We start from the raw sequence: 24298 nt of genomic DNA on the forward strand, positions 1-24298 counted from the left end.
GAAGTCCGCAAAATTATATTGGGTAGACTTCGTGGAATTATAAACCCATAATAAGGATTAAAGAATTATTTATATGAAGTTATTAGAAGGTAAAAATGCTATTATCACAGGTGGTAGTAGAGGTATTGGTAAAGGTATTGCTGAAGTGTTTGCAAAACATGGAGCAAATATAGCTTTCACCTACGCATCATCTGTAAATGCAGCTAATGAGTTAGAACAGGAATTAAGTAGCCTAGGTGTAAAAGCTAAAGGTTATAAATCTAATGCTGCTAATTATGAAGAAGCACAAGAGCTAATTAAAAATGTTGCTGAAGAATTTGGTGCGATAGATATCGTTATTAATAATGCAGGAATTACAAAGGATAATCTTCTAATGAGAATGACAGAAGAAGATTTTGATGCTGTTATAGATGTGAACTTAAAGTCGGTTTTTAATATGACTAAAGCAGTGCAGCGTACTATGCTAAAGCAACGATCAGGGAGTATAATTAACATGAGTTCCGTGGTAGGTGTTAAGGGTAATGCTGGACAGTCCAATTACGCAGCTTCTAAAGCTGGTATCATTGGGTTCTCTAAATCTATGGCTTTAGAATTAGGTTCAAGAAACATTAGAACTAATGTTATTGCTCCTGGGTTCATAGAAACTGAAATGACTGAAAAGTTAGATGAGAAGACCGTTGAAGGTTGGAGAGAATCTATTCCTTTGAAAAGAGGTGGAACTCCAGAAGATATTGCAAACGCATGTGTTTTCCTTGCAAGTGATCTAAGTAGTTATGTTACTGGGCAGGTAATTCATGTAAACGGTGGAATGCTTACTTAGAAGATTTTTAGAATTAAAATTATTTGCCGTATAATTCTGGACAAATGATTTTTAACGGGAAATAAAATTATTTATTTGCTGAATTCGATTTTTAAAAATGCCGATATCAACAATTTTATATCTAACCCTAGCTGCAGTATTTGCGTTAGGGTTTATTTTTTTTACCTATTTCTTCAAAGTGAAGAATCGGGGAAGGCAAACCTATTTTCTAGGAGTGATACGCTTTATAAGTATTTTCACATTGTTAATCCTGCTTATAAACCCCAAAATAAGACATACTGAATTTGAAACTATTAAACCTGAACTTGTATTGGCTATAGATCGATCTGAATCTATAGGAAATTTGGGCAAAATAGATAGTATAAATTCTTTGGTTAAAAACTTTAAGGATAATAAGGTCTTAAATGAAAATTTCGATATTTCAGTTTATAATTTTGGAGGTAATATTGAGCCTGAGAATAATGATAGCATAAAGATCGATAGAAATAAGACTGATATTTACAAAGCGATCTCTCAACTTAATAAGTTATATAAGGATAAATCTACGGCACTATTACTAATTTCAGATGGAAATTCCACTTATGGACAGGATTATGAATTTACAAAATTAAATGATAAGTTCACTTTAAACTCTGTAGTTGCTGGCGATACTGCCACTAGTGTTGATCTTTCAATAAATTCGGTAAATGTTAATAAGTATGCTTTTTTAAACAATGAATTTCCCGTTGAAATCCTGCTTAACTATACTGGAGGAGATGCTATAAAAGCCAATTTTCAATTAAAACAAGGAAACACCACGCTCTTTAATAAAACGCTGGATTTTGATAATGAACATGCTTCAGAAATCATTAACACAACTCTAACTGCTAAGCAACTTGGTACTAGAATTTATGAAGCGAGCATTACTTCCCCCCAGAATGAAAAAAATCTCATTAATAACAATAGGAAATTTGCTGTAGAAGTTATAGACGAAAGAACCAATATTCTTTTACTTTCCGATATTTCACATCCGGATATTGGAGCACTCAAAAAATCTATAGAAAATAACAAACAGAGAGAGGTAAAATTAAAAGATATAGATGGTTTTGATATTTCAGAAATTAATGATTATCAATTAGTTATATTGTATCAGCCAAATAATAAGTTTAATATAATATTAAAGGAACTAGATAAGAAGAACATCAATCGGTTAATCATTACTGGTACTAAAACAGATTGGAATTTCTTGAATAATGCTCAGCAATATTTCTCCAAAACGCTCTCTAACCAAACACAAGATCTGTTTCCAGTTTATAATGAAAACTTCCTTCAGTATCAATCAGGAGATATTGGATTTTCGAATTTTCCTCCTTTGGAAGATAGCTTTGGGACTTTAAAACTAGCTGCTGAAAGTGGAAACACGTTACTATATCAAAAACTTGAAGGCATAGAAACTCAGCAAGCATTATTGAGCATATTTGAAACCAGTAATTTAAAGACAGGCGTTTTGTTTGGAGAGAACCTTTGGAAATGGCGTTTAGAAAGTTTTCGGCTTACAGGTAATTTCGAACGTATAGATAACTTTTGGAATAAGCTAATCCAGTATTTATCGGCCTCTAAAAAGCGCGATCGGCTAACTTATAATCTTGAATCTGTCTATTTAGAAAATGAACAAATACTAGTTACTGCTCAGTTCTTTGATCAGAATTATATTTTTTCACCAGATGTAGATCTTTCTATTAATATCAAAAATATAGATTCCAAAGAAACAATAGAGGCTCAGATGCTGCCAAGTTCTAATTTTTATAAGGTAGAATTGGATGGCCTTAGTTTTGGTGAGTACCAGTTTACAATTAGAGAAGAGACCACTGGAATCGTGCAAAAAGGAAGTTTTCAAGTTTTGGAATATAACCTTGAACAACAGTTCACTTCCGCTAATTTTAGTAAAATGAATTTTCTGGCAAGTAACAATTCAGGTCAAACCTATTTACTTGGGGAAGAATTGAAGATAATTAAGGCTTTAACTGGTGATAAACGCTTTGTTTCGGTACAAAAAAGCGATGAAAAAACCGTACCTTTAATCGATTGGAAATATTTACTTATCCTATTAGTGCTAAGTCTTAGTGCCGAGTGGTTTACAAGAAAGTATTTCGGATTAATTTAATAATCACAAATATATATTTATGGATAAATTACCAAAGATTGGATTACCAATTTTAATTGTTGCGGTCATCTTAATTATTTTAATCGCAAAATCTACAATCACAATTAATTCTGGAGAAGCTGGAGTATTATATAAAACCTTTGATGGTGGAGTTGTTACTGATGGTCCTCCCTTAGGAGAAGGTTTTCATGTTGTTGCTCCTTGGAATGACGTTTTTGTTTACGAAGTAAGACAACAAGCTCTAGAAGAAAAAATGCAAGTGTTATCTTCGAATGGATTGGAGATCAAATTGGATGTTTCCGTTTGGTACGAGCCAGCGTTTGCAGATCTAGGTTCTTTACATCAAGAAAAAGGTGAAATGTATGTTGCCCGAGTGCTACAACCTGCGGTTAGATCTGCAGCTAGAGCAGTTGTAGGAAGATATATTCCAGAACAATTATATGCTAGTAAACGTGAAGCTATCCAGAAAGAGATTTTGGATGAGACAAAAATCTTATTAAAAGATCAATATGTTCAGGTAAATGAAGTATTGGTAAGAGATGTTTCTCTACCACAGAACATTAAAGAGGCTATTGAAAGAAAACTGAGACAAGAACAAGAGTCTTTAGAGTATGAATTTAGACTAACTAAAGCTACACAAGAGGCGCAAAGACAACGTATTGATGCTGAAGGTAAAGCCAAAGCCAATGAAATTCTTAGTGCTTCGTTGAACGATCAAATTTTAATGGAAAAAGGAATTCAAGCAACTGTAGAGCTGGCTAAGTCACCTAATGCCAAGGTGGTAGTGATTGGTTCTGGAGAAAGTGGAATGCCTTTGATCCTTGGAAACAACTAAAAATAGATTAATCAAGTCATAAATTTATCGAAACGAATTTTTGTTTTAAAAAAAATGCGCTAGATTTGCTTTTATTATGAAAACAATACAACTACATCATCATCATTTTCACTACTGCGCTCTGGCGAGGTGATTTTGATATGTAGTAAATTCAACATATATAAAAACCCGTTTGAGCAATCGAACGGGTTTTTTGTTTCCTGTTTGGTTTTCAAATAAAACTTTAAGAAATTAAAAAGATGAATAAAGAAAAACTAAGAATTGCAATTCAGAAAGCAGGAAGATTAAATGAAGATTCCCTAAAAATTTTAAAAGATGCTGGCATCTCTATAGATAATGGTAAGGAACAATTAAAAGCCACTTCCTCTAATTTTCCAATTGAGGTATTATATCTTCGGAATGGTGACATTCCTCAATATCTAAGAGATGGAGTAGTAGATATCGCATTTTTAGGAGAAAATGTGTTAGAAGAAAAAGGAGACGATATAGTGCAATCATTAAAATTAGGTTTCTCAAAATGTAGAGTTTCTCTGGCTATTCCTAAGTCTGCTAAGTATAATGGAATAGAGGATCTAGCAGGAAAAAGAATAGCTACATCTTATCCTAATACCTTAAATACATTTCTAAAGAAAAAAGGAATAACAGCAGATTTACACATTATTAATGGTTCTGTAGAAATTGCTCCAAATATAGGTTTGGCAGATGCTATCTGTGACATCGTATCTAGTGGAAATACATTGTTTAAGAACAATCTAAAGGAAGTAGAGGTAATGATGAAGAGCGAGGCTGTTCTTGCAGTTGCTCCAAATATTTCTGAAGCCAGAAGAACGATCCTAAACAAATTGGAATTCAGATTGAAATCTGTACTTAATGCAAGAACTTCAAAATATATTCTTTTAAATGCTCCAGATGATAAGTTAGAAGAGATCATTAATTTATTGCCAGGTATGAGAAGTCCTACAGTATTGCCTTTAGCAGAAAAAGGTTGGAGTTCTATACATACCGTTATTCAAGAAGATAGATTCTGGGAAATAATACAGGAATTGAAAGAACTTGGAGCAGAAGGGATTTTAGTTGCACCAATCGAAAAAATGGTTCTTTAATTTGAATTCTTTATAATATGAATAAAATATATAATCCAAATAAAGAAGATTGGGAAGCTTTATTGCAAAGACCAACTCAAACTCTCGAGGATATAGAGTTAACTGTAAATGATATTTTTTCTGAAGTTAGGTCTAAAGGGGATGTTGCAGTTGCAAAATATACCGATCTTTTTGATGGTATAAAATTAGATAACTTTAAAGTTTCTACTGAAGATATTGAAGTTGCCAAAGCTGCTATTAGTTCTAATTTGAAGGATGCGATACAGTTAGCAAAATCTAATATTGAAAAATTTCATAAAGCTCAAAAAACACAAAGAGTAGAAGTAACCACTTCTAAAGGAGTGGATTGCTGGCAAGAAAAACGTCCTATTCAGAAGGTAGGACTTTATATTCCGGGAGGCAATGCGCCATTATTCTCCACTATTTTAATGCTCGCAATTCCAGCTAACATTGCTGGATGTAAAGAGATCGTGTTGTGTACTCCTCCAGATAAAAATGGAGAGATCAATCCAGTAATTCTTTATACTGCTGCACTTTGCGGAGTAGATAAGATTTTTAAGATTGGAGGGATTCAAGCAATAGCCGCCTTAACATTTGGAACAGAGACGGTCCCGAAAGTATATAAAATATTTGGACCAGGGAATCAATTTGTGACCGTTGCTAAGCAATTAGCTACAAAGTTTCATGTCGCGATAGATATGCCTGCTGGACCTTCGGAATTACTTGTGGTTGCAGATGATACAGCAGATGCTGCCTTCGTTGCCTCAGATCTTCTTAGCCAGGCAGAACACGGTGCAGATAGTCAGGTAATTCTTATCTCTACTTCAGAAAAAATGATTGAAGATGTAGAAAAAGAAATTGAACTTCAGTTAGAGATTTTGCCCAGAAAAGAAATGGCTGCAAAGTCGATCGCTAATTCTAAACTTATCTACTTAGAGAGTAAACAATTAGCTATGGAAATTATCAATGAATATGGTCCGGAACATTTTATCGTGTGTACTGCCCACAATGATTTCTATGTAGAGAATGTTGCTAATGCAGGTTCTGTGTTTATTGGGAATTATACTCCGGAAAGTGCTGGAGACTATGCTTCAGGGACCAATCATACCTTACCAACTAATGGCTTTGCTAAACAATATAGCGGTGTAAATTTGGATAGTTTTATGAAGAGTATGACTTTTCAGAAAATATCTGAAGAAGGAATTAGGAATATTGGTCCTGCAATAGAGATCATGGCAGAGGCAGAAGGACTTCAGGCTCATAAGAATGCAGTTACTTTAAGACTTAATAAGCTGAAGAAATAATGGAGAAAGTATTCGAATTAAATAAGTTGGTAAGGCCTAATGTCTTAGCGTTAGAAGCATATTCATCTGCCAGAGATGAATATACTGCTGAGGGTTCTAAAATGATCTTTTTGGATGCCAACGAAAACCCAAATGAAACAGGTGTAAATAGATATCCAGATCCACAGCAAAAGAAATTAAAATCGAAATTAGCAGAGATCAAGAATATTCCTACTAAAAATATTCTATTAGGAAATGGGAGCGATGAAGTTTTAGATCTTATTTATAGAGCTTTTTGTGAGCCAGCAAAAGATAATATAATCACATTGCCACCTACTTATGGAATGTACAATGTTTTAGCTGGGATCAATAATATTGAAAGCAGAGAGGTATTATTAACTGGAGATTTTGAACCTAATGTGGATGAGATTTTTAAAAATGTAGATAAAAACACGAAGTTGATCTTTTTATGTTCTCCAAATAATCCAACAGGGAATTCTTTCAGCAGGAAAAATATCGCCGAAATATTAGAAAAATTTGAAGGTCTTGTAGTTATAGATGAAGCATATATCGATTTTTCTGAACAGGCAAGTTGGATAGAAGACTTAGATAAATATCCGAACTTAATTATAACACAAACTCTTTCTAAAGCTTTCGGGATGGCAGGAATTAGATTGGGAATTTGTTATGCTTCCAAAGAAATAATAGCAGTTCTTAATAAGATAAAGCCGCCATATAATGTTAATGAACTAACTCAGAATAGAGCCCAATATAGGCTTCAGAATATTTCAGAAGTAAATAGAGAAATAGCTGATATATTGATAGAAAGGGACACGTTATCTAAAGTATTACTTGAAGTAAAGTTTATTAAAAAAATTTATAGGTCCGATGCTAATTTTTTACTTGTTAAAGTAGATGATGCTTTAAAGAGATACAATCAATTATTAAGTAAAGGCATAGTAATTAGAAATAGGACCAAACAACCACTTTGCGAAAATACTTTGCGATTCACTATTGGGACAAAAGAGGAAAATTTGAAATTAATTAAGGTTTTAAAGAATTTAGATTGAACCTTAATGTTATTTCGTCACTCTCAGCGTAAATGAAAGGTCTAAAGACATCTCGACTCCGCTCGATGTGACAGTATATTTTATCAATCTAAAATAAGAAGAAGAAAAAATGAAAAAAATACTTTTTATAGATCGGGACGGCACAATGATTCACGAGCCGGAAGATTATCAAATAGATACTTTAGAAAAGCTGGAATTCTACCCTCAGGCATTATTTTATTTGTCTAAAATAGCAAAGGAACTCGATTACGAATTCGTAATGGTCACTAATCAAGATGGTTTGGGAACCGATGCTTATCCTGAAACTGCTTTTTGGCCAATTCAGAATTTCGTTTTAAAAACCTTTGCAAATGAAGGAGTGGTTTTTAAAGAAGTACTTATGGACAGATCTTTTGCAAAGGATAATTCTCCTACTAGAAAACCAAATACCGGTTTATTGGAAGAAAATTATCTGAATAATATAGAATACGATCTTCCCGGCTCTTATATGATCGGGGACCGGATGACAGATATGGAATTCGCTCTAAACTTTGGTGGAAAGGGTATTTTTATTGATACTCACGAGGAACTTGGAAAAGATGAGTTAAAAAACGGACATGAAGAAATCGGAAAATCCATAGCTCTAAGAACTTCTAGTTGGGAAAAGATCTATGAATTCTTGAAACTTAAAGAACGCTCTTCAGAGATCAACCGGAAAACCAATGAGACAGATATTTTTATCAACCTTAATTTGGATGGTACAGGAAAATCTGATATTTCTACTGGATTAGATTTTTTCGATCATATGTTAGATCAAATTTCCCGACATGGACAAATGGATCTAGAAATAAAAGTAACTGGAGATCTGGAAGTAGATGAACACCACACAATAGAAGATACAGCAATCGCACTTGGAGAAGCTTTTAGTTTAGCACTAGGTAACAAACTTGGAATAGAGCGTTATGGTTTTTGTTTACCAATGGACGATTGTTTAGCCCATGCGGCAATAGATTTTGGTGGTAGAAATTGGTTGGTTTGGGAGGCCGAATTTAAGCGTGAAATGATTGGAAAAATGCCAACAGAGATGTTTCTTCATTTTTTTAAATCTTTTACAGATGGCGCGAAAGCAAACCTGAATATCAAGGCAGAAGGTACTAACGAACATCATAAGATAGAAGCGATTTTTAAAGCATTTGCGAAAGCAATTAAAATGGCTGTTAAAAGAGATACCGAAAAAATGATCCTACCATCAACAAAGGGGATGTTATAATATTTAATAGGTTATTTGCCTAGATCAAGTACATAGAATGAAAATAGTAATTATAGATTACGGAGCAGGAAATATTCAAAGTATCAAATTTGCGATTCAGCGATTGGGATTTGAAGCGATCTTGAGTAATAATGAAACCGAAATTAAAACTGCAGATAAAGTGATATTTCCAGGAGTAGGAGAGGCTAGTAGTGCAATGCGAATGCTTAGGCAATCTAAATTGGATTTAGTAATTCCCACTTTAAAGAAACCAGTTTTGGGTATTTGCTTAGGAATGCAATTGATGTGTACCAAAAGTGAAGAAGGAGATACCACTGGATTAGGCATTTTTGATGCTCCAGTTATTAAATTCAACAATTCAGTTAAAGTGCCTCAAATTGGTTGGAATCAAATTTCACAATTGAATTCTCCTTTATTCAATAATATTAAAGAATTGGAATATGTGTATTTGGTACATAGCTATTTTGTAGCTGAATGCGACGAAACTATTGCAATATCAGACTATGGAGTGAAATATAGTACCGCATTAAAAAAAGACAATTTTTATGGAGTTCAGTTCCATCCTGAAAAAAGTAGTGATGCAGGAGAGCAGATTTTAAAGAATTTTTTAGAACTATAATTTAAGAGGACAATGAGAATTATACCCGCAATAGATATAATAGACGGTAAATGTGTAAGACTTTCTAAGGGAGATTATAACACCAAAAAGATATATAATGAGAACCCGCTTGAGGTGGCAAAGCAGTTTGAAGCACATGGCATAGAATCCCTTCATCTCGTTGATCTGGATGGTGCAAAATCCAGCCATATTGTGAATTATAAAATATTAGAACAAATTACTAATAATACCAATCTAAAAGTTGATTTTGGTGGAGGTTTGAAATCTAATAAAGATCTGGAAATCGCATTTGAATGTGGAGCACAACAAATAACAGGGGGAAGCATTGCAGTGAAAAATAGAGATCTGTTTCTATCCTGGATCGAAAAATATGGAAGTGATAAAATTATATTAGGGGCAGACGCTAAGGATGAAAAAGTCGCAATTAGCGGTTGGTTAGAAGAATCTAAAGAAGAACTAGTTCCTTTTATCGATGCCTATTTAAAAGATGGCTTGCAATATGTGATCTGTACAGATATATCTAAGGATGGTATGTTAGAAGGTCCTTCTTTTGATCTATATGAGAAAATACTCGTTGAAACATCTGATAATGAAAAGGCTATTAAATTAATTGCTTCAGGAGGGATATCTACATTTGATGAATTGCCAAGGCTTGCAGAAATGGGCTGTGAAGGTACCATTATAGGAAAAGCTATCTACGAGAACAAGATCAGTTTAAAACAATTAGAAGCCTTTATTTTAGACTACAAATAACTCGAAACTATGTTAACTAAAAGAATAATTCCCTGTTTGGATATAAAAAATGGAAGAACTGTAAAAGGGATAAATTTTGTAGATCTTAGAGATGCAGGAGACCCAGTTGAATTAGCAGCTATTTATGCCGCTTCTGGAGCAGACGAGTTGGTTTTTCTTGATATCTCTGCTACAGAAGAGAGAAGAAAAACTTTAGCTAATCTAGTTCTAAAAGTAGCTGAAAAGATCAATATTCCATTCACAGTAGGTGGTGGGATATCATCTGTAGAGGATGTAGATATTTTGCTTCAAAATGGAGCAGATAAAGTATCTATTAATTCCTCGGCGGTTAAAGATCCAGATCTTATAAATAGGTTGGCAGCTAAATTTGGGAGTCAGTGTATTACAGTTGCTATAGATGCGAAACTGATAGATGGGGAATGGATCGTTCATTTAGTAGGAGGGAAGGTACCTACAGAGTTAAATCTTTTTGAATGGGCAAAGGAAGTAGAAAAACGTGGTGCAGGTGAGATTTTGTTTACTTCTATGAATAATGATGGAACAAAAAACGGTTTTGCAAACGAAGCTTTGGCAAAATTATCTACAGAATTAAATATCCCGATAATCGCTTCGGGGGGCGCAGGAAATATGCAACATTTTTGCGACGCATTTATAGAAGGAAAGGCAGATGCTGCTTTGGCCGCGAGTGTTTTTCATTTTAAGGAGATAGAAATAAAGGATTTAAAAGAAGAGTTAAGAAATAAAGGAATTCCAGTAAGAATTTAATTATTCTTCAGAAGAAAATATAAAACTATGGAAATAGATTTCAATAAAAATAACGATGGTTTGGTGCCAGTGATCATTCAGGATAACAGCACTAAAAATGTATTAATGTTGGGCTATATGAATGAGGAGGCTTATTTAAAGACCAATGAATTTAATAAGGTCACTTTTTTTAGTAGAACGAAAAACCGATTATGGACTAAAGGGGAAGAAAGTGGGAATTTTCTAAAAGTTGTAAATATAAAGAATGATTGTGATAATGACACTTTATTGATATCTGTAATTCCACAGGGTCCTACCTGCCATAAAGGAACAGATACCTGCTGGGGTGAAACAAATAAACCTAATTTTGGATTTCTTTCTGAACTAGAGGGAATTATTGAAGACCGAAAAAAGAAAAGTGAAATAGAACCAGAATTAAGAAGAAAGGAAGATGCTAGTTATGTGGTTTCCCTTTTTGATGATGGAATGAATAAGATTGCCCAAAAAGTTGGGGAGGAAGCTATCGAGACGGTTATTGAGGCCAAGGATGATAATGATGATCTTTTTCTAAATGAAAGTGCCGATTTGCTTTTTCATTATATGATCTTACTAAAAGCAAAAGGTTTTGGTTTAAATAATATCGTGGAAGTGCTAGAAAAGAGGCATGCTAATAAATAGATTTCCTGTATATTATTTAACAAAAATGAAAAACCGTCCAATTCCTATATTTTGAGGGATTGGAAGGTTTTTTTATAAAAGAAATATCTTATTAAGTTCTATTTCTCACATAGATCAATTTGAATCTCCCATTTTGATTTTCTCTAGACTCCACTTCAAAATTGCTTATAGAACTTATCATCGGCGTTAATTTTTGAAATCCATAATTTCTAGAATCGAAATTCGGTTGCTTTTTCTGAAGCATTCCTCCAACATCTCCCAAAAATGCCCAACCATCTTCATCTGCAACATCAGAGATAGTACTGGCAATAAATTTCAGAACTTTTGGAGTGATCTTATCTACGTTATCTTTTTTAACAGACTTTCCTTTTACTGTTTCAGTTTCCTGTTCTTTAGAAGCAGAGCCTAAGATCTCTATATAAATAAAACGGTCGCAAGCTACAATAAAGGGTTCTGGAGTTTTTTTCTCTCCAATTCCAATAACATTTAAACCAGATTCTCTTAATCTTGTAGCGAGTTTCGTAAAATCACTGTCACTAGACACCAAACAAAATCCTTGAACCTTATTAGCATATAAGATATCCATAGCGTCTATGATCATGGCAGAATCTGTTGCATTCTTCCCTTGAGTATAACCATATTGCTGAATAGGATTGATGGCATTTTCCAATAGCACATTTTTCCATTTAGAAAGTTGTGGCTTGGTCCAATCTCCATAAATTCTCTTAATTGTAGGATTACCGTATTTTGCGATTTCTTCCATCATCTCTTTTACATAGGCTGAAGGAATGTTATCTCCATCAATAAGTACGGCTAAATTATTTTCCATTTTATAAATTTTGTACGCTAAGTTATGATTTTAATGAAAAGGGAAATCAATTTCTCCTAAAAATCATAAGCGTGGTTTTTAATTGATTAATAATAAAGATCTTATAAAAAGTTCTAGATTATAAAGTTTTAAACTGGTTCAATATGAATAAGAACGTCGGCAATTTGAGGTAACCTAAGCAATAATTCATTTTTCACATTATGCGATATGTCATGGCCTTCTTCCACAGTGATCGTTCTAGTTACTCCAATATGAAGGTCTACATGATAGGTCATTCCCGTTTTTCTAACGAAGCATTTTTCGGTCTCCTGAACTCCAGGAATATTTTCTGCATACTTTCTTATCTCTTCAATAAGATCGTCATACATATGTTCATCCATAACTTCTCCTAAAGCTGGGCGCATTATTAGATATGCATTATATAATATGAAACCAGAAGCAAACAAAGCTGCCCAGTCATCTGCAGTTTCGTAACCTTTCCCCATATACAATGCTATTGAGATCCCAATGAAAGCCATTAAAGAAGTAATAGCATCACTTCTATGGTGCCAGGCATCAGCTTTTAGCACCGTACTATTAATCTCGTCACTTTTTTTAGAAACAATTCTATAAAAGGTCTCCTTTATAATTATAATTATTCCTAAAACAATAAGAGTATAAGATTCAGGAGCCTCATGTGGGGTTTTAATGTGCTGAATACTCTCGTATGCTATAACCGTAGCAGAAACTACCAGAAAACCAACTACAGCAAATGTTATTAGAGGTTCTGCTTTCCCATGACCATAAGGATGGTTGGCATCTGCAGGCTTATTTGCATATCTTATACCTAATAGTACGAAAATAGAAGAAAACACATCTGTAGTAGATTCTATAGCATCTGCAATAAGTGCATACGAATTCCCTAAAACGCCTGTAATACCTTTTACTAATGCCAAGACTAAGTTTCCCAGGATACTTAAATAGGTAGTTTTTACTGCTTGATCAAAATTAGAAGCCATATAACTTATTAAGTTGGGGTTAGGGTAAGAAGGGGCAAAGGTATAATTTTTAACTTATCAAAGGAAATAATGCTTACCACCACACCACAATAATCCTTTCAAAACTTCCATCACTCTTTTTAATCCATATAAGGGGAGATTTTTTTCTTAAATGAAGCTCTTTAATTTGCTCATTCACATCTTTAAAATTAATCCATTCTTCCCAATTTTCTGGAACTATTGGCCAATCTTGTTTTTCTGGAGCAAAAAAATAAAAAGCCTCTTGATCGTAATCGCCAAAATCTTTAAAATGAATCCAATAACCGATAATACAATCCTCATTTATCTGTGAGAATTTCTGGGTTTGAATATTTTTAGGGATAAATAAATTGGCTTTAAAACAGATCTGCTGCTGAATGCTTTCGGAGTCTATATCTATAGATTTTAGATATTTTTCTGCTTCTGGAGTATGAAGCAAAGGAAATTGATTTGTATTTACTCTCTGAATCTTCTGAAGTAAAGAATCCTTTCTATTAGGCCCAATCCAACGTTTCAATTCGATTTGGAATTCTGGGTCGTAAACATAGAATTTATACATTAATTCTATATGAAGTAGTTTTTTAGTCTTCAGATCTTTAACAATAAAGTCCAACTCTCCTAATGTTCGTTGCTCATCGTTTATCTGAATATTATTGGTGATTAATTCATATCCTTTAGATGCATTTATTGCACTCATAAAAAAATATTCTACACGTTTTCCCAGCACTAAATTATTTGGAAATTTTTGTTGCGATATACTGCTTGAGCTAAAGGTTTTATTACTCTTTAATTCAAACAACTTAAACCCAGCAAAATTCGAATTATTAAAAATAGAGGGAGTATTTATGAAACCTACAAATTGATGCTCAATCCTATTATACATAGTTGATAGTTATCTATTTAAATTTTTTTTACTAAAATCGGTTTTTATTATTTAACATAATTGATAAATTTATTAACGTTTTTAATATAATGTTAACATTGTTAAGTGATTTTGAGTAATTTTACCTGTTAATTTTTTTCAATGGTAGAAAAGATCACAGAGTTTTATAAAATGGAATTTTATAACTCTTATGTTATAATAGAAGGTTTAGGTCAGCAAGAAATAGATTCTTCTATCTCAAAGAGAACCATTGAAACAATTCTTGACCATTATAAGGGTAATAATTTTGTTATTATTTCTAATAGAACTACTAATTATACTCTAATGCCAGATGCATATTCTCCTGGCGTTTTTAAGAAAATAAAAGGTATTGCCATAGTTTCTAAATACGAAGAAGTAAGAGAGAAAGCTATTATAGAACAAGAAAAGTTTGATAGTTCCTTTGCTTTTTTCTCAAATTTAGAAGACGCTAAACATTGGGCTGAAAACTTTTTTGCTACTTATTAATTCTTTTTCTTTTTTCCAAAGAGTTTATTAAAGAAGCCTTTTTTCTCATTATCATCTTTCTTACGCTCTCTTTTCTGATCAGATTTACCAAATAATTTATCAAAAAATCCATCTTTTTCGCTTGCTTCACAATCCATCAAAGAAACAACCTGTGCAGAAGGATTTCCAAATCGAGCATTGCTAATTTCACTAAAATTAGGATCTGCATTTATCTTCTGTAGAAATAATGCGAATATCGGTAAGGCAGAATTTGCTCCTTGTCCTATTCCTGTATTTCTAAAACCAATCCTGTGATCATCAGAACCTACCCAAGTTACGGCTAAAAGTTTTGGTGTTAAACCTACAAACCAACCATCTTTATTAGATTGGGTGGTTCCAGTTTTTCCGGCAATATCATTCTGCAAACCATAAGTGCTTCTTAGCCTTGTTGCCGTTCCTTCATTAACAGTTGCTTTCATCATCTCAATCATGATTTCCCGAGTAGTTTCAGAATAAGCTGCTTTATTTTGAACTTGAGGCTTGAATTCTGCCAACAAATTTCCTTTTCCGTCTTCTATTCTTGAGATATAATAAGGTTTAGAGGATCTTCCCGAATTAGCAAAACCAGTATATGCCATCGTCATTTCCTTCAAACTTATCTCTGCTGTCCCTAATGCAATAGAAGGTACAGGAGGCAGATTAGACTCTATTCCCATTTTCTTGGCTTGCGAGATCACATTATTAATTCCTGTTTCCATTAGAACCTTAACAGCAATAGTATTTATGGAATTGCTTAACGCATATTTCATGTTATAATTCATATCTGGATCATCAGCAGAACCAGAATTAGAAGGCGTCCAACCATCGTTATAAGTGACCTCTCGAATAGAAAAGTAGGAGCAAGGTACTATCCCATTTTCTAAAGCTGCAGTATACACAAAAGGTTTAAAGGTAGAACCTACTTGTCTCTTGCTTTGTGAAATGTGATCGTATTTAAAATTTTCAAAATCTACACCGCCAACCCATGCTTTTACAGCACCTGTAGATGGTTCTACAGCTAAAAATCCAGTATTTAAAAATTTAAGATAGTGTTTGATACTGTCTAAAGTTGTTCCCTTCACCAGTTCTTTCTTCCCGTAATTAAAAAGCTCCCTTTCACTAGAGTCCTTATCTAATTCAGCTAATATTTCAGTATCAGATAATCCTTGTTTATTTAATTTTTTATAAGCACTGGTACGCTTTGCTGCATCCAGGATCAATTCTTTATTTGTAAACCAAGGAGCCCTTGCTCCATAAGATCGCTCATGAGCTTCTTGTAATTTAGACATATGGGAATTTACAGAAGCTTCTGCATATTCCTGTATTTTAGAATTTAAGGTGGTATGTATTATTAAACCATCTCTATAAATATTAAAACTCTCCCCTTTATTATTTTTCAAAGTATCTAAAATGGAGGTTACATCCTTCCTAAGTTGTTCCCTAAAGTAAGGAGCCAATCCTTGGTCATGACTATAATATTGATAATCCAGTTGAATGTCTGACTGTTTTGCAACTTGCATTTCAGTTTTCGTCAAATACCCATATTTCTCCATTTGCTGAAAAACAACATCGCGACGAAATCTACTTTTTTCAGGGAATATTCTCGGATTATATGAATGATTCGCTTTTAGCATTCCAATTAATACTGCAGATTCTTCTAAGGATAGATTTTTCGTGCTCTTATTAAAGAATTTCATGGCAGCGCTTTCTATTCCAAAAGTATTATCACTAAAAGGAACGGTGTTAAGGTAAAGAGTTAGAATTTCTTCTTTATCATAAATTTCTTCTAAGCGTTGAGCTATGATCGATTCCTGAAATTTATTGACTACGATTCCAAAATAGCCATAGTCCTTTCTTCCATATAAATTTTTAGCGAGTTGCAAGGTTATAGTGCTACCACCACCAGAAGATCTGTCCTGTAACATCAAGGATTTAAAGAATACTCTTAGTAAACTTCTGCTGTCAATACCATTATGTTCGTAAAATCGAGCATCTTCAGTAGCTACTAAAGCATTGATAAGATGTTTGGGGATTTGATTAGATGTAACTGGTTGTCTATCAAAAATATAATATTTACCTATTAGATCTCCATCAGAGGATAAAACTTGTGTCGCTTGATTTTGTTTAAGATCTTTTAGATCCTGAGTTGAAGGAATCTTACCAAAAACACCAAAATAAATGCTGAAATAAAATAGAATGAATACAGTAAAAATAGAGCCCAAAACCACTAAGGACCATTTTAATTTGGGAGACTTCTTAATTCGTTGAAACATAGTATAAGTTATGCTTACAAATAAACGAATACTAATAAAATTTTTAGATGATGTTTAGTTAATTTTAAGAATTTATAAATTAGGAAAAATTCCTTTAAAAGTAGGGAGAGCCAGAAAACTGATTTTAAAAAATGGAAGGTTAACTTTAAAAAGAAATAGCCGAAACAATAAGATGCTCGGCTATTTTAGAATTCTAAATGCATTGGATCGGTTTATTAAATTTATACTCCAAATCTTCTTCTGCCATACCAAGTATCTCTGGTAGATTGTCTAAGATTTAAGAAGTGTCTTTTGTGAGTTAGATCTCCTTCTTTGATTCCACTAAAATTCTGACTGATGTTTTCTGATGTTCTCATGATGAATGTTTTTAAATGTTATACTTAATAGACGAGGAGAATTTTAATATGTTACAGTACTAGGTATAAAATAGTAGCATTTAACACTTATTTAACATTTAGGTGTGAATTAATAAGGTTTTTACCGCTAATATCTAAGGGACTTTTGCAATACCTTAACTAGACAATATCATTAAAAGCTTAATTTTGAAATATGAATAGAATAGCGATTTTTATTATAATAGGTGTATTTGCCTTAGTAGCCCTTATATATTATTCTTTTGATGGTATTTCTCCCAACAGAGATTTCCCTGGAGCTGAAACTATTCAAATAGATAAATCTTGGAACATGCCTATAGTTTTGGAGGAAATTTCAGGGATATCCTGGATAGATCAAGATCATATTGCTTGTGTAGAAGATGAAGAAGCAATTATCTTTATTTATAACACCAAAACTTCTAAAATAGAAAAGCAAATAGTTTTTGGAGAAGATGGAGATTATGAAGGAATAGCCTTAGTTGGTAAAGACGCATATGTTCTTAGAAGTGATGGTGTACTATTTGAAGTTTTAGATTACCAAGAGGATTCTCTGGAAATAAACCAGTATTCCACAGGAATGTCTAAGAAATATGAATGGGAAGGGATTGCTTGGGATAAGAAAAAAAATAGACTACTACTAAGTATAAAGAACAAAGTAGATAAGAATTCAAAACCTATTTATGCCTTTAATTTAAAAACCAAAAAATTAGAAAGTTCACCAGCCTATAAAATTAAATTCGATGACCCTGCGTTTGAAATCTTGGGACAAGAAAGAAATCAACAAATCATCGAACCATCAGAAGTTGCTATACATCCTTTTACAGGAGAAATTTATGTTTTAGAAGCTACCAATCCCAAGTTATTGATTTTAAACTCTAAGGGAACTATTAAAAAGTTACATGTTTTTAAGGAAGAACAATTTGGCCAACCAGAAGGTTTAACTTTTGATGCTTCTGGTAATCTTTATATCTCTAATGAAGGTTCGGGCGGTTTAGGAAATATTCTAAAAGTGACTTTAGATAAAAAATCAGTTAAAAAATAATTCTAGCTTTTCTGAATTTGATTTGCTACTGCTTCAACTTCATCTAAAACTCTCAACAAATTTTCTCCCCAAAGCTTTGCAATTTCCTCTTCAGAATATCCTCTTTTAACCAATTCTAAGGTTACATTAAAAGTTTCAGAAGCATCACGCCATCCTTCAATCCCTCCACCACCATCAAAATCTGAACTGATCCCGACATGGTTAATTCCTATTTTTTCAACTAGATAATCTATATGATCCACATAATCTGATACATCTACTGGGCCATTGGTTTGTCTTAGTTCCTTAATTTTTTTAGAAGATCTATTTACTATATTAGAATACTCTTGTTCGTAAATAGCTTTTTCTGCTTCATCTAAACCTCTAATACTATCTCTAGATAATACCATAAATCCTGAGTCTTTTCCTTCCTGATTATAAATTGCATTTACTGCTGCATAATAAGCATTGTGTTTATCTGTGTTTACGTAAGCACTAAAGGCAACGGTTTGAACCACTCCGCCATGTTCTTTAAATAATTCTAAAAGATCATCATCCAAATTTCTGCTATGATCACATAACGCTCTAGCAGAAGAGTGAGAAGCAATTAATGGAGCCTTAGAAAGTTCGAACATTTGTTTAATAGCTTCTTTAGAAGGATGAGAAACATCTATCATAATTCCTAATCTATTCATTTCGGAAATTGCTTCTTTACCTAAATCACTTAAACCATTATGCAGCCAAACATTATCTTTTTCTCCCGTATTAGAATCGCTAAACTGGCTATGGCCATTATGTGAAAGAGACATATATCGAGCTCCTAGATCATAGAATTTCTCAATATTAGTAAGATCTTCCCCAATTGGATACGCGTTTTCTACTCCGATCATCGCCACTAATTTTCCTTCGTTCACTAATTTTCTAACTTCCGTAGAAGAAGTTGCCAGTCCAATTTTATCTGGAGCAATTTCTTCTGTTAATCTATGGATTGCTTCAAATTTAGAAATGGCATTTTTATAAGCTGCTGCATATCCTGTTTTATTTAATTCTCCTTGGCCTGTATAAACTATAAACCAAGCAACATCTAAACAACCGTCCATCATTTTGGGCAGGTTTATTTGGGTATTAAGATTTTGGGTATAATTTTTTGAAGTGGTAAAATTATTGACATTTATATCGTCATGAGTATCTATAGTAATCACTTTCTCATGAATTGCTTTCGCTTTTTCCCACATCTCAGATCCTTCTTTATCTTGACTATAAATAGAATTAAAACTAAGAATACTTAATAATAAAATGGTTGTGAATTTCATGGGAGGTGTGTTATTTACTAATTTCTTCGGAATTTAATAATTATATTTTACATGCGGTCACAATTTTCAATATTGAAGATATTTTTCCGCTAAATTTGATATGATCTTAAACTGTTAAATGAAGAAATTAATTGTAGTTAACCACCCAGAAAAATGGAAAATCGCTGTAGATAATATCGCGGTGATATCCTCTCAGGATTACCTTATTAAGCCCGAATATTCCAATCTTAAAAAGGCCAGAGTTTTTAATCTCTGTAAAGATTACTCTTATCAATCTAAGGGTTACTATGTATCTCTGCTTGCAGAAGCTAGAGATCATAGAGCCATTCCTACGGTAAAGAATATTGTAGATCTTAGACAACCAAAACTGGTTAAAATTATAGCAGATGATTTTGATGATCTAATTCAGAAAAGTTTTAAAAATATAAAGTCTCAAGAGTTTACTCTAAGTGTGTATTTTGGGCAAAATGTAGCTCAAAAATATAAAGAGTTGAGTACGATGTTTTTTAGGTCCTTTCAAATTCCCTTTTTAAGGATACATTTTAATTTCAATACAAAATGGCATATTAAAAGTATTAGAGCAATTTCTGAATCTGAAATTCCAGAAGATCATAAAGAAAGCATGCATTTATTTGCTTCAGAATATTTTGCCAAGAAACGTTATGATACCGCAAAATCTAGTGCTGCAGAGTATGATCTTGCAATACTTGTACAATCTGGAGATCCTGCTCCTCCAAGCAATGCTCTAGCAATTAGGAAGTTTACAGAAATAGCAGAAAAAATGAACTTCTATGTGGAAGTAATTTCCCCTAAAGATCTTTCCCGATTGTCTTCTTTTGATGCCTTATTTATTAGGCAAAGCACAGAAGTTAATAATGAAGCCTACACCTTTGCAAGAAAGGCACAGCAAGAGGAGATCGCAATTGTAGATTATCCGGGAGCTATTTTAAAGTGTTGTAATAAAGTGTTTATGGCAGAAGCTTTACAAAATGCTAATATTCCTACTCCTAAAACAGTTATAGTACATAAATATAATAAAGCGCATGTATTAGAAATAACCGGATTGCCATGTGTTTTAAAGTCGCCAGATTCAACTTTTTCCTTCGGAGTTAAAAAAGCTAAAACCGAAGAAGAGTTTAATGAGTTGGTAAATACGATGCTAAAAAAATCTGATCTAATTATTGCTCAGGAATTTACCCCTTCAGAATATGACTGGAGAATAGGGATCTTAGATAATGAGCCAATTTTTGCTTGTAGATATTATATGGCAAAAGGACATTGGCAAATTTATAACTGGGATGCCTCCAAGAAAGATGACCAGGACGGCAATGCAGATTGTTTGCCTATTGATAAGGTTCCGAAAAAAATATTAGATGTTGCGTTAAGATCGGCTAAACTTATGGGCTTGGGTTTATTTGGAATTGATGTTAAAGAGGTGAATGGGAAACCTCTTGTTATAGAAATTAATGATAATCCTAATATTGATGCCGGGGTAGAAGACGCGTATTATGGAGATGAGATCTATATTAAGATCCTCTCTGCATTAAAGAACAGATTAGAAAAAAAATAAATATGAGTTATCGGCTTTTTGAAGTTTTTGGGATAGAACTGGAATATATGCTCGTTCAAAATATCAACCTTAAGATTACCCCAATTGTAGATAAATTAATGATCCTTAAAAATGGTTCAATAATTTCAGACATTTCTAATGGGGAGATAGAATGGAGTAATGAGTTAGTAGCTCATGTGGTAGAATTAAAGACCAATGGACCAACAAATAACTTAGAATCTCTTGATGTGTTATTTCACGAAAATATTTTGGAGATTAACAGTTTACTAATAGCAGAGAATGCAAAATTAATGCCTTCAGCATCGCATCCGCTTATGAATCCAGAGACAGAAATGAAACTTTGGGAACATCATTATAGTGAGATCTATTCTTTATATAATAAGATCTTTGATTGTAGAGGACATGGTTGGAGCAATGTGCAGAGTATGCACCTTAATTTACCTTTTTATGGAGATGAAGAATTTGAAAAACTGCATGCTGCAATTAGGATCTTGCTACCAATTATCCCCGCGCTAAGCGCCAGTTCTCCTATCTTTGATGGCAAGAGTACAGGTTTTTTAGATAGTAGAATGGAAGTTTATAAAACGAATCAAAAAGAGATTCCTGAAATGACGGGGAAAGTGATCCCAGAACAGGTATTCAGCAAAGAGGATTATATAAAACAAATATTTGAGCCTATAAATAAAGCTATCGAGCCTTTTGATACCGATAAAATTTTGGACAAACATTTCCTTAATTCTCGAGGTGCGATCGCTAGATTTGATAGAAATGCGATCGAAATTAGAGTAATAGATATTCAGGAATGTCCAAAAGCAGATATTGCAATTGCTGTCTTAATAATAGAAACTTTAAAACTTTTAGTTTCTGAAGAATTGGTTGCTCTAGAAGATCAGAAAAAATGGCACGAAGACGATCTTTTCCCTATTTTCAATGAGGTTATAAAGGATGCTGAAAAAACGAAAATATCAAATTTTGAATATTTAAATCTCTTTGATGTTGAAAAGGACTGTTCTGCAGGAGATTTATGGCAAATATTATATCAAAGAGTATCTGAAGAAATTTCTCCAAAACATAGAAGGTCTATTGAGTTTATTTTATCCAATGGTAGTTTAGCCACAAGGATCCAAAAAGGGATTTCTAACGACTATTCTGTCGAAAATATAAAATCTGTTTACTCTCGTTTGGTCACATGTTTAGAAACTAATGATTTTTACAAGCCATGAAATTAGTTTTTACTTGTGAGCATGGTGGGAACAAGATCCCTGAAACCTACCAAAGCTTATTTGTAAATGCAAAGGACACCCTTAATTCTCATCGTGGAATCGATTTTGGATCTTTAGATCTCTTTGTATTCTGCAAATCTTTAAGTGATTTTTCCAAATCGAATACTGTAAGTAGATTATTAATAGAACTTAATAGATCTAAACATCATCCAAAACTATTTTCTGAATTTACTAGTTTGCTGAATGTGGATAATAAATTGAAATTGATCGATGAAATATATGATCCTTATCGGGATAAAATAGAAGAAGAAATTGGGAAATTCATAAGTAAAGGGGAGAAGGTAATACATATCTCATTCCACAGTTTTACACCTGTGCTTAATGGAAAGATAAGAAGGGCAGATATTGGATTATTATACGATCCATCTAGAAATTCGGAAAAACTGATTTGTAAAAAGTTGAAGCAGAATTTAAAAGCTGAGTTACCAGATTTTAATATTAGGTATAATTATCCCTATCTAGGCACGGCAGATGGTTTTACTACCTATCTAAGAAAGAAATTTCCTAATAATTATACTGGAATAGAATTAGAGATTAATCAGAAATACGTAGAAGAAAAAATGTTCTCTCAAAAAATAAAATCTGCAGTATTTAATTCTCTTTTAGAATTAAAGCGAGATTAAAGATTTATTAAAATAAAAAAACCTCATAATGAGGCGTATATCTAAATATAGCACCTAATTATGAGGTAAATAATCTAGAAAATTATTTTACTTGATCTCTACTACTTCAAGATCAAAAATAAGGTCTTTTCCAGCTAAAGGGTGATTACCATCTACTACAATAGTATCCTCTTTTACTTCAGCAACCAAAAGATTCATTTCTTGACCATCAGGTCCTTTAGAAACAAGTCCCATTCCAACTTCTGGAGTGATCTCTGGTGGTAATTGACTTTTTTCAACTTCCTGTATCATTTCTGCACGTGGTTCACCATATGCTTCAGCTTGAGGAATATTTATAGTTTTTTTCTCGTTCAATTTCATATCGATAAGACCCTTTTCAAAACCAGGAATTAACTGACCTTGACCTAAAGTAAATTCAATAGGGTCTTTTCCTTCTGAACTGTCAAAAACTTGTCCATCTGCTAATTTTCCTGTGTAATGTACTTTTACCGTGTCGTTCTCTTTAACTTGACTCATAAATGTGTTTTTTCAATTTTTATAATATGTAAACTCCAATATTGATATTTACATGTTGTATTACCTAAGTTGCCATAACCTTGCCAAAGTCCAGAATCATGGTTTTAGGACTATTTATCATGTAATTATCACAGTATTTACCTTCCTAAGCCTAAATACAGTCTATTATAGACATGTTTTTTCGTAAATTGTGGGTTATGGATGCTAATATTTCAGGTTTAAACAATAATCGGTAATTATGTCAGTTATTATCTATATTCTAAAAATTAGAGCAATGACTAGATTTTTTCTAGAGATTACATCTATATCTTTTTTCGCTTTTTTTATGACTATTTATGTGAGTTGTAAGGAGCCTACGGAAATTCATGTAGAAGCTGTGAATTGGAAAACGGTAGAAGTCACAGCAAGTGCGTACAATTCTTTAGCCTATCAAAGCCAAGGGAACCCCAAGATTACTGCATGGGGAGATACTTTAAAACCAGGGATGAATGTAATTGCAATTTCTCGTGATCTCCTGAAGAAAGGATTGGTTTATAATACTCCTGTAAAAATTGATGGATTATCTGGGATATTTTTCGTGAAAGATAAAATGCATCATCGCTGGAAAAATAAAATAGACATTTATATGGGTAAGGATGTCCAGAAAGCAAAGAATTGGGGTAGAAAGAAAATAAGTATTCAATATCTTGTCCAAAAAGATTCCTTAGTAGAACATTTGGAATAAGTATCCTATCTAATAAATCTTTTATAAAATTTCTTATTACTCAATTTATAC

25 protein-coding genes are annotated in these 24298 nt (G+C 32.9%); 17 read left to right on the plus strand and 8 right to left on the minus strand.

Annotation, left to right across the window (positions count from 1 at the left end):
* Window positions 1–73 precede the first annotated feature (73 nt).
* From fabG to BC962_RS06040, 3 genes are all read left to right on the plus strand, one after another.
* A complete protein-coding gene (fabG, locus tag BC962_RS06030; RefSeq protein WP_121345019.1) occupies window positions 74–820 on the plus strand; it encodes a 3-oxoacyl-[acyl-carrier-protein] reductase in 747 nt (248 codons plus the stop codon).
* Window positions 821–917: 97 nt separating this feature from the next.
* Window positions 918–2963, plus strand: coding sequence for a vWA domain-containing protein (locus BC962_RS06035; protein ID WP_121345020.1), 2046 nt, complete (start codon window positions 918–920; stop codon window positions 2961–2963).
* 19 nt (window positions 2964–2982) lie between these two features.
* A complete protein-coding gene (locus BC962_RS06040) occupies window positions 2983–3798 on the plus strand; it encodes a prohibitin family protein (RefSeq protein WP_121345021.1) in 816 nt (271 codons plus the stop codon).
* Window positions 3799–3872: 74 nt separating this feature from the next.
* Here the strand turns inward: BC962_RS06040 and BC962_RS16330 are convergent, their stop codons facing one another.
* On the minus strand, window positions 3873–4013 hold the full coding sequence (locus BC962_RS16330) for a hypothetical protein (RefSeq protein ID WP_183075459.1): 141 nt from the start codon (window positions 4011–4013) through the stop codon (window positions 3873–3875).
* 24 nt (window positions 4014–4037) lie between these two features.
* Between BC962_RS16330 and hisG the strand changes: the two genes are divergently transcribed.
* From hisG to hisIE, 8 genes are all read left to right on the plus strand, one after another.
* Window positions 4038–4901, plus strand: a complete 864-nt coding sequence (gene hisG / locus BC962_RS06045; protein WP_121345022.1) for an ATP phosphoribosyltransferase — start codon at window positions 4038–4040, stop codon at window positions 4899–4901.
* Between the two features lie 17 nt (window positions 4902–4918).
* Window positions 4919–6205 carry a histidinol dehydrogenase gene (gene hisD, locus BC962_RS06050; protein ID WP_121345023.1) on the plus strand — a complete coding sequence of 429 codons (1287 nt, stop codon included), beginning with the start codon at window positions 4919–4921 and terminating at the stop codon, window positions 6203–6205.
* On the plus strand, window positions 6205–7254 hold the full coding sequence (gene hisC, locus BC962_RS06055; RefSeq protein ID WP_121345024.1) for a histidinol-phosphate transaminase: 1050 nt from the start codon (window positions 6205–6207) through the stop codon (window positions 7252–7254). The genes hisD and hisC overlap by 1 nt, the downstream gene beginning before the upstream one ends.
* Before the next feature lie 109 nt (window positions 7255–7363).
* Complete coding sequence (hisB, locus tag BC962_RS06060) at window positions 7364–8503, plus strand: bifunctional histidinol-phosphatase/imidazoleglycerol-phosphate dehydratase HisB (RefSeq protein WP_121345025.1); 1140 nt, start codon at window positions 7364–7366, stop codon at window positions 8501–8503.
* A gap of 37 nt (window positions 8504–8540) precedes the next feature.
* On the plus strand, window positions 8541–9122 hold the full coding sequence (gene hisH, locus BC962_RS06065) for an imidazole glycerol phosphate synthase subunit HisH (protein WP_121345026.1): 582 nt from the start codon (window positions 8541–8543) through the stop codon (window positions 9120–9122).
* Window positions 9123–9134: 12 nt separating this feature from the next.
* Window positions 9135–9875 (plus strand): 1-(5-phosphoribosyl)-5-[(5-phosphoribosylamino)methylideneamino]imidazole-4-carboxamide isomerase, encoded by a 741-nt coding sequence (gene hisA, locus BC962_RS06070; RefSeq protein WP_121345027.1) that lies wholly within the window; start codon window positions 9135–9137, stop codon window positions 9873–9875.
* 9 nt (window positions 9876–9884) lie between these two features.
* Entirely contained in the window at window positions 9885–10640 is a 756-nt protein-coding gene (gene hisF / locus BC962_RS06075; RefSeq protein WP_121345028.1) for an imidazole glycerol phosphate synthase subunit HisF, read from the plus strand.
* A gap of 27 nt (window positions 10641–10667) precedes the next feature.
* Window positions 10668–11297: a bifunctional phosphoribosyl-AMP cyclohydrolase/phosphoribosyl-ATP diphosphatase HisIE gene (hisIE, locus tag BC962_RS06080; protein WP_121345029.1), complete on the plus strand. Its 630-nt coding sequence runs from the start codon at window positions 10668–10670 to the stop codon at window positions 11295–11297.
* 91 nt (window positions 11298–11388) lie between these two features.
* On the opposite strand, the gene BC962_RS06085 is transcribed toward hisIE, so the two are convergent.
* The 3 genes from BC962_RS06085 to BC962_RS06095 all read right to left on the minus strand — a co-directional run bounded on the left by BC962_RS06085 (window position 11389) and on the right by BC962_RS06095 (window position 14025).
* A complete protein-coding gene (locus tag BC962_RS06085; RefSeq protein WP_121345030.1) occupies window positions 11389–12126 on the minus strand; it encodes an NYN domain-containing protein in 738 nt (245 codons plus the stop codon).
* Between the two features lie 128 nt (window positions 12127–12254).
* The gene (locus BC962_RS06090) at window positions 12255–13124 is read right to left on the minus strand and encodes a cation diffusion facilitator family transporter (protein WP_121345031.1); all 870 of its coding nucleotides are present in this window, start codon (window positions 13122–13124) and stop codon (window positions 12255–12257) included.
* A gap of 73 nt (window positions 13125–13197) precedes the next feature.
* Entirely contained in the window at window positions 13198–14025 is an 828-nt protein-coding gene (locus tag BC962_RS06095; RefSeq protein ID WP_121345032.1) for a DUF1853 family protein, read from the minus strand.
* A gap of 141 nt (window positions 14026–14166) precedes the next feature.
* Between BC962_RS06095 and BC962_RS06100 the strand changes: the two genes are divergently transcribed.
* Entirely contained in the window at window positions 14167–14532 is a 366-nt protein-coding gene (locus tag BC962_RS06100) for a hypothetical protein (protein ID WP_121345033.1), read from the plus strand.
* On the opposite strand, the gene BC962_RS06105 is transcribed toward BC962_RS06100, so the two are convergent.
* Both BC962_RS06105 and BC962_RS16555 read right to left on the minus strand, forming a co-directional pair.
* The gene (locus BC962_RS06105) at window positions 14529–16823 is read right to left on the minus strand and encodes a transglycosylase domain-containing protein (protein WP_121345034.1); all 2295 of its coding nucleotides are present in this window, start codon (window positions 16821–16823) and stop codon (window positions 14529–14531) included. The two genes, BC962_RS06100 and BC962_RS06105, sit on opposite strands and share 4 nt — an antisense overlap.
* A gap of 221 nt (window positions 16824–17044) precedes the next feature.
* On the minus strand, window positions 17045–17179 hold the full coding sequence (locus BC962_RS16555; protein ID WP_262674243.1) for a hypothetical protein: 135 nt from the start codon (window positions 17177–17179) through the stop codon (window positions 17045–17047).
* A 193-nt stretch (window positions 17180–17372) separates the two neighbouring features.
* Here BC962_RS16555 and BC962_RS06110 point away from each other — a divergent pair, with 193 nt between their 5' ends.
* Window positions 17373–18239: an SdiA-regulated domain-containing protein gene (locus BC962_RS06110; protein ID WP_121345035.1), complete on the plus strand. Its 867-nt coding sequence runs from the start codon at window positions 17373–17375 to the stop codon at window positions 18237–18239.
* A gap of 2 nt (window positions 18240–18241) precedes the next feature.
* Here the strand turns inward: BC962_RS06110 and BC962_RS06115 are convergent, their stop codons facing one another.
* Window positions 18242–19531: a dipeptidase gene (locus BC962_RS06115; protein ID WP_121345036.1), complete on the minus strand. Its 1290-nt coding sequence runs from the start codon at window positions 19529–19531 to the stop codon at window positions 18242–18244.
* Window positions 19532–19649: 118 nt separating this feature from the next.
* Between BC962_RS06115 and BC962_RS06120 the strand changes: the two genes are divergently transcribed.
* Genes BC962_RS06120 through BC962_RS06130 form a run of 3 tightly spaced genes read left to right on the plus strand, consistent with a single transcriptional unit; the run spans window position 19650 to window position 23007 of the window.
* Entirely contained in the window at window positions 19650–21101 is a 1452-nt protein-coding gene (locus tag BC962_RS06120) for a RimK family protein (RefSeq protein ID WP_121345037.1), read from the plus strand.
* A gap of 2 nt (window positions 21102–21103) precedes the next feature.
* Complete coding sequence (locus BC962_RS06125; protein ID WP_183075460.1) at window positions 21104–22324, plus strand: glutamate-cysteine ligase family protein; 1221 nt, start codon at window positions 21104–21106, stop codon at window positions 22322–22324.
* Window positions 22321–23007 (plus strand): N-formylglutamate amidohydrolase, encoded by a 687-nt coding sequence (locus BC962_RS06130; RefSeq protein ID WP_121345039.1) that lies wholly within the window; start codon window positions 22321–22323, stop codon window positions 23005–23007. The genes BC962_RS06125 and BC962_RS06130 overlap by 4 nt, the downstream gene beginning before the upstream one ends.
* Before the next feature lie 87 nt (window positions 23008–23094).
* Here the strand turns inward: BC962_RS06130 and BC962_RS06135 are convergent, their stop codons facing one another.
* The gene (locus tag BC962_RS06135) at window positions 23095–23523 is read right to left on the minus strand and encodes an FKBP-type peptidyl-prolyl cis-trans isomerase (protein ID WP_121345040.1); all 429 of its coding nucleotides are present in this window, start codon (window positions 23521–23523) and stop codon (window positions 23095–23097) included.
* Between the two features lie 325 nt (window positions 23524–23848).
* On the opposite strand from BC962_RS06135, the gene BC962_RS06140 reads away from it, so the two are divergent.
* On the plus strand, window positions 23849–24247 hold the full coding sequence (locus tag BC962_RS06140; RefSeq protein WP_121346023.1) for a 3D domain-containing protein: 399 nt from the start codon (window positions 23849–23851) through the stop codon (window positions 24245–24247).
* Window positions 24248–24298 lie beyond the last annotated feature (51 nt).

The sequence above is a fragment of the Gillisia mitskevichiae genome (assembly GCF_003634585.1).
Classification (GTDB): domain Bacteria; phylum Bacteroidota; class Bacteroidia; order Flavobacteriales; family Flavobacteriaceae; genus Gillisia; species Gillisia mitskevichiae.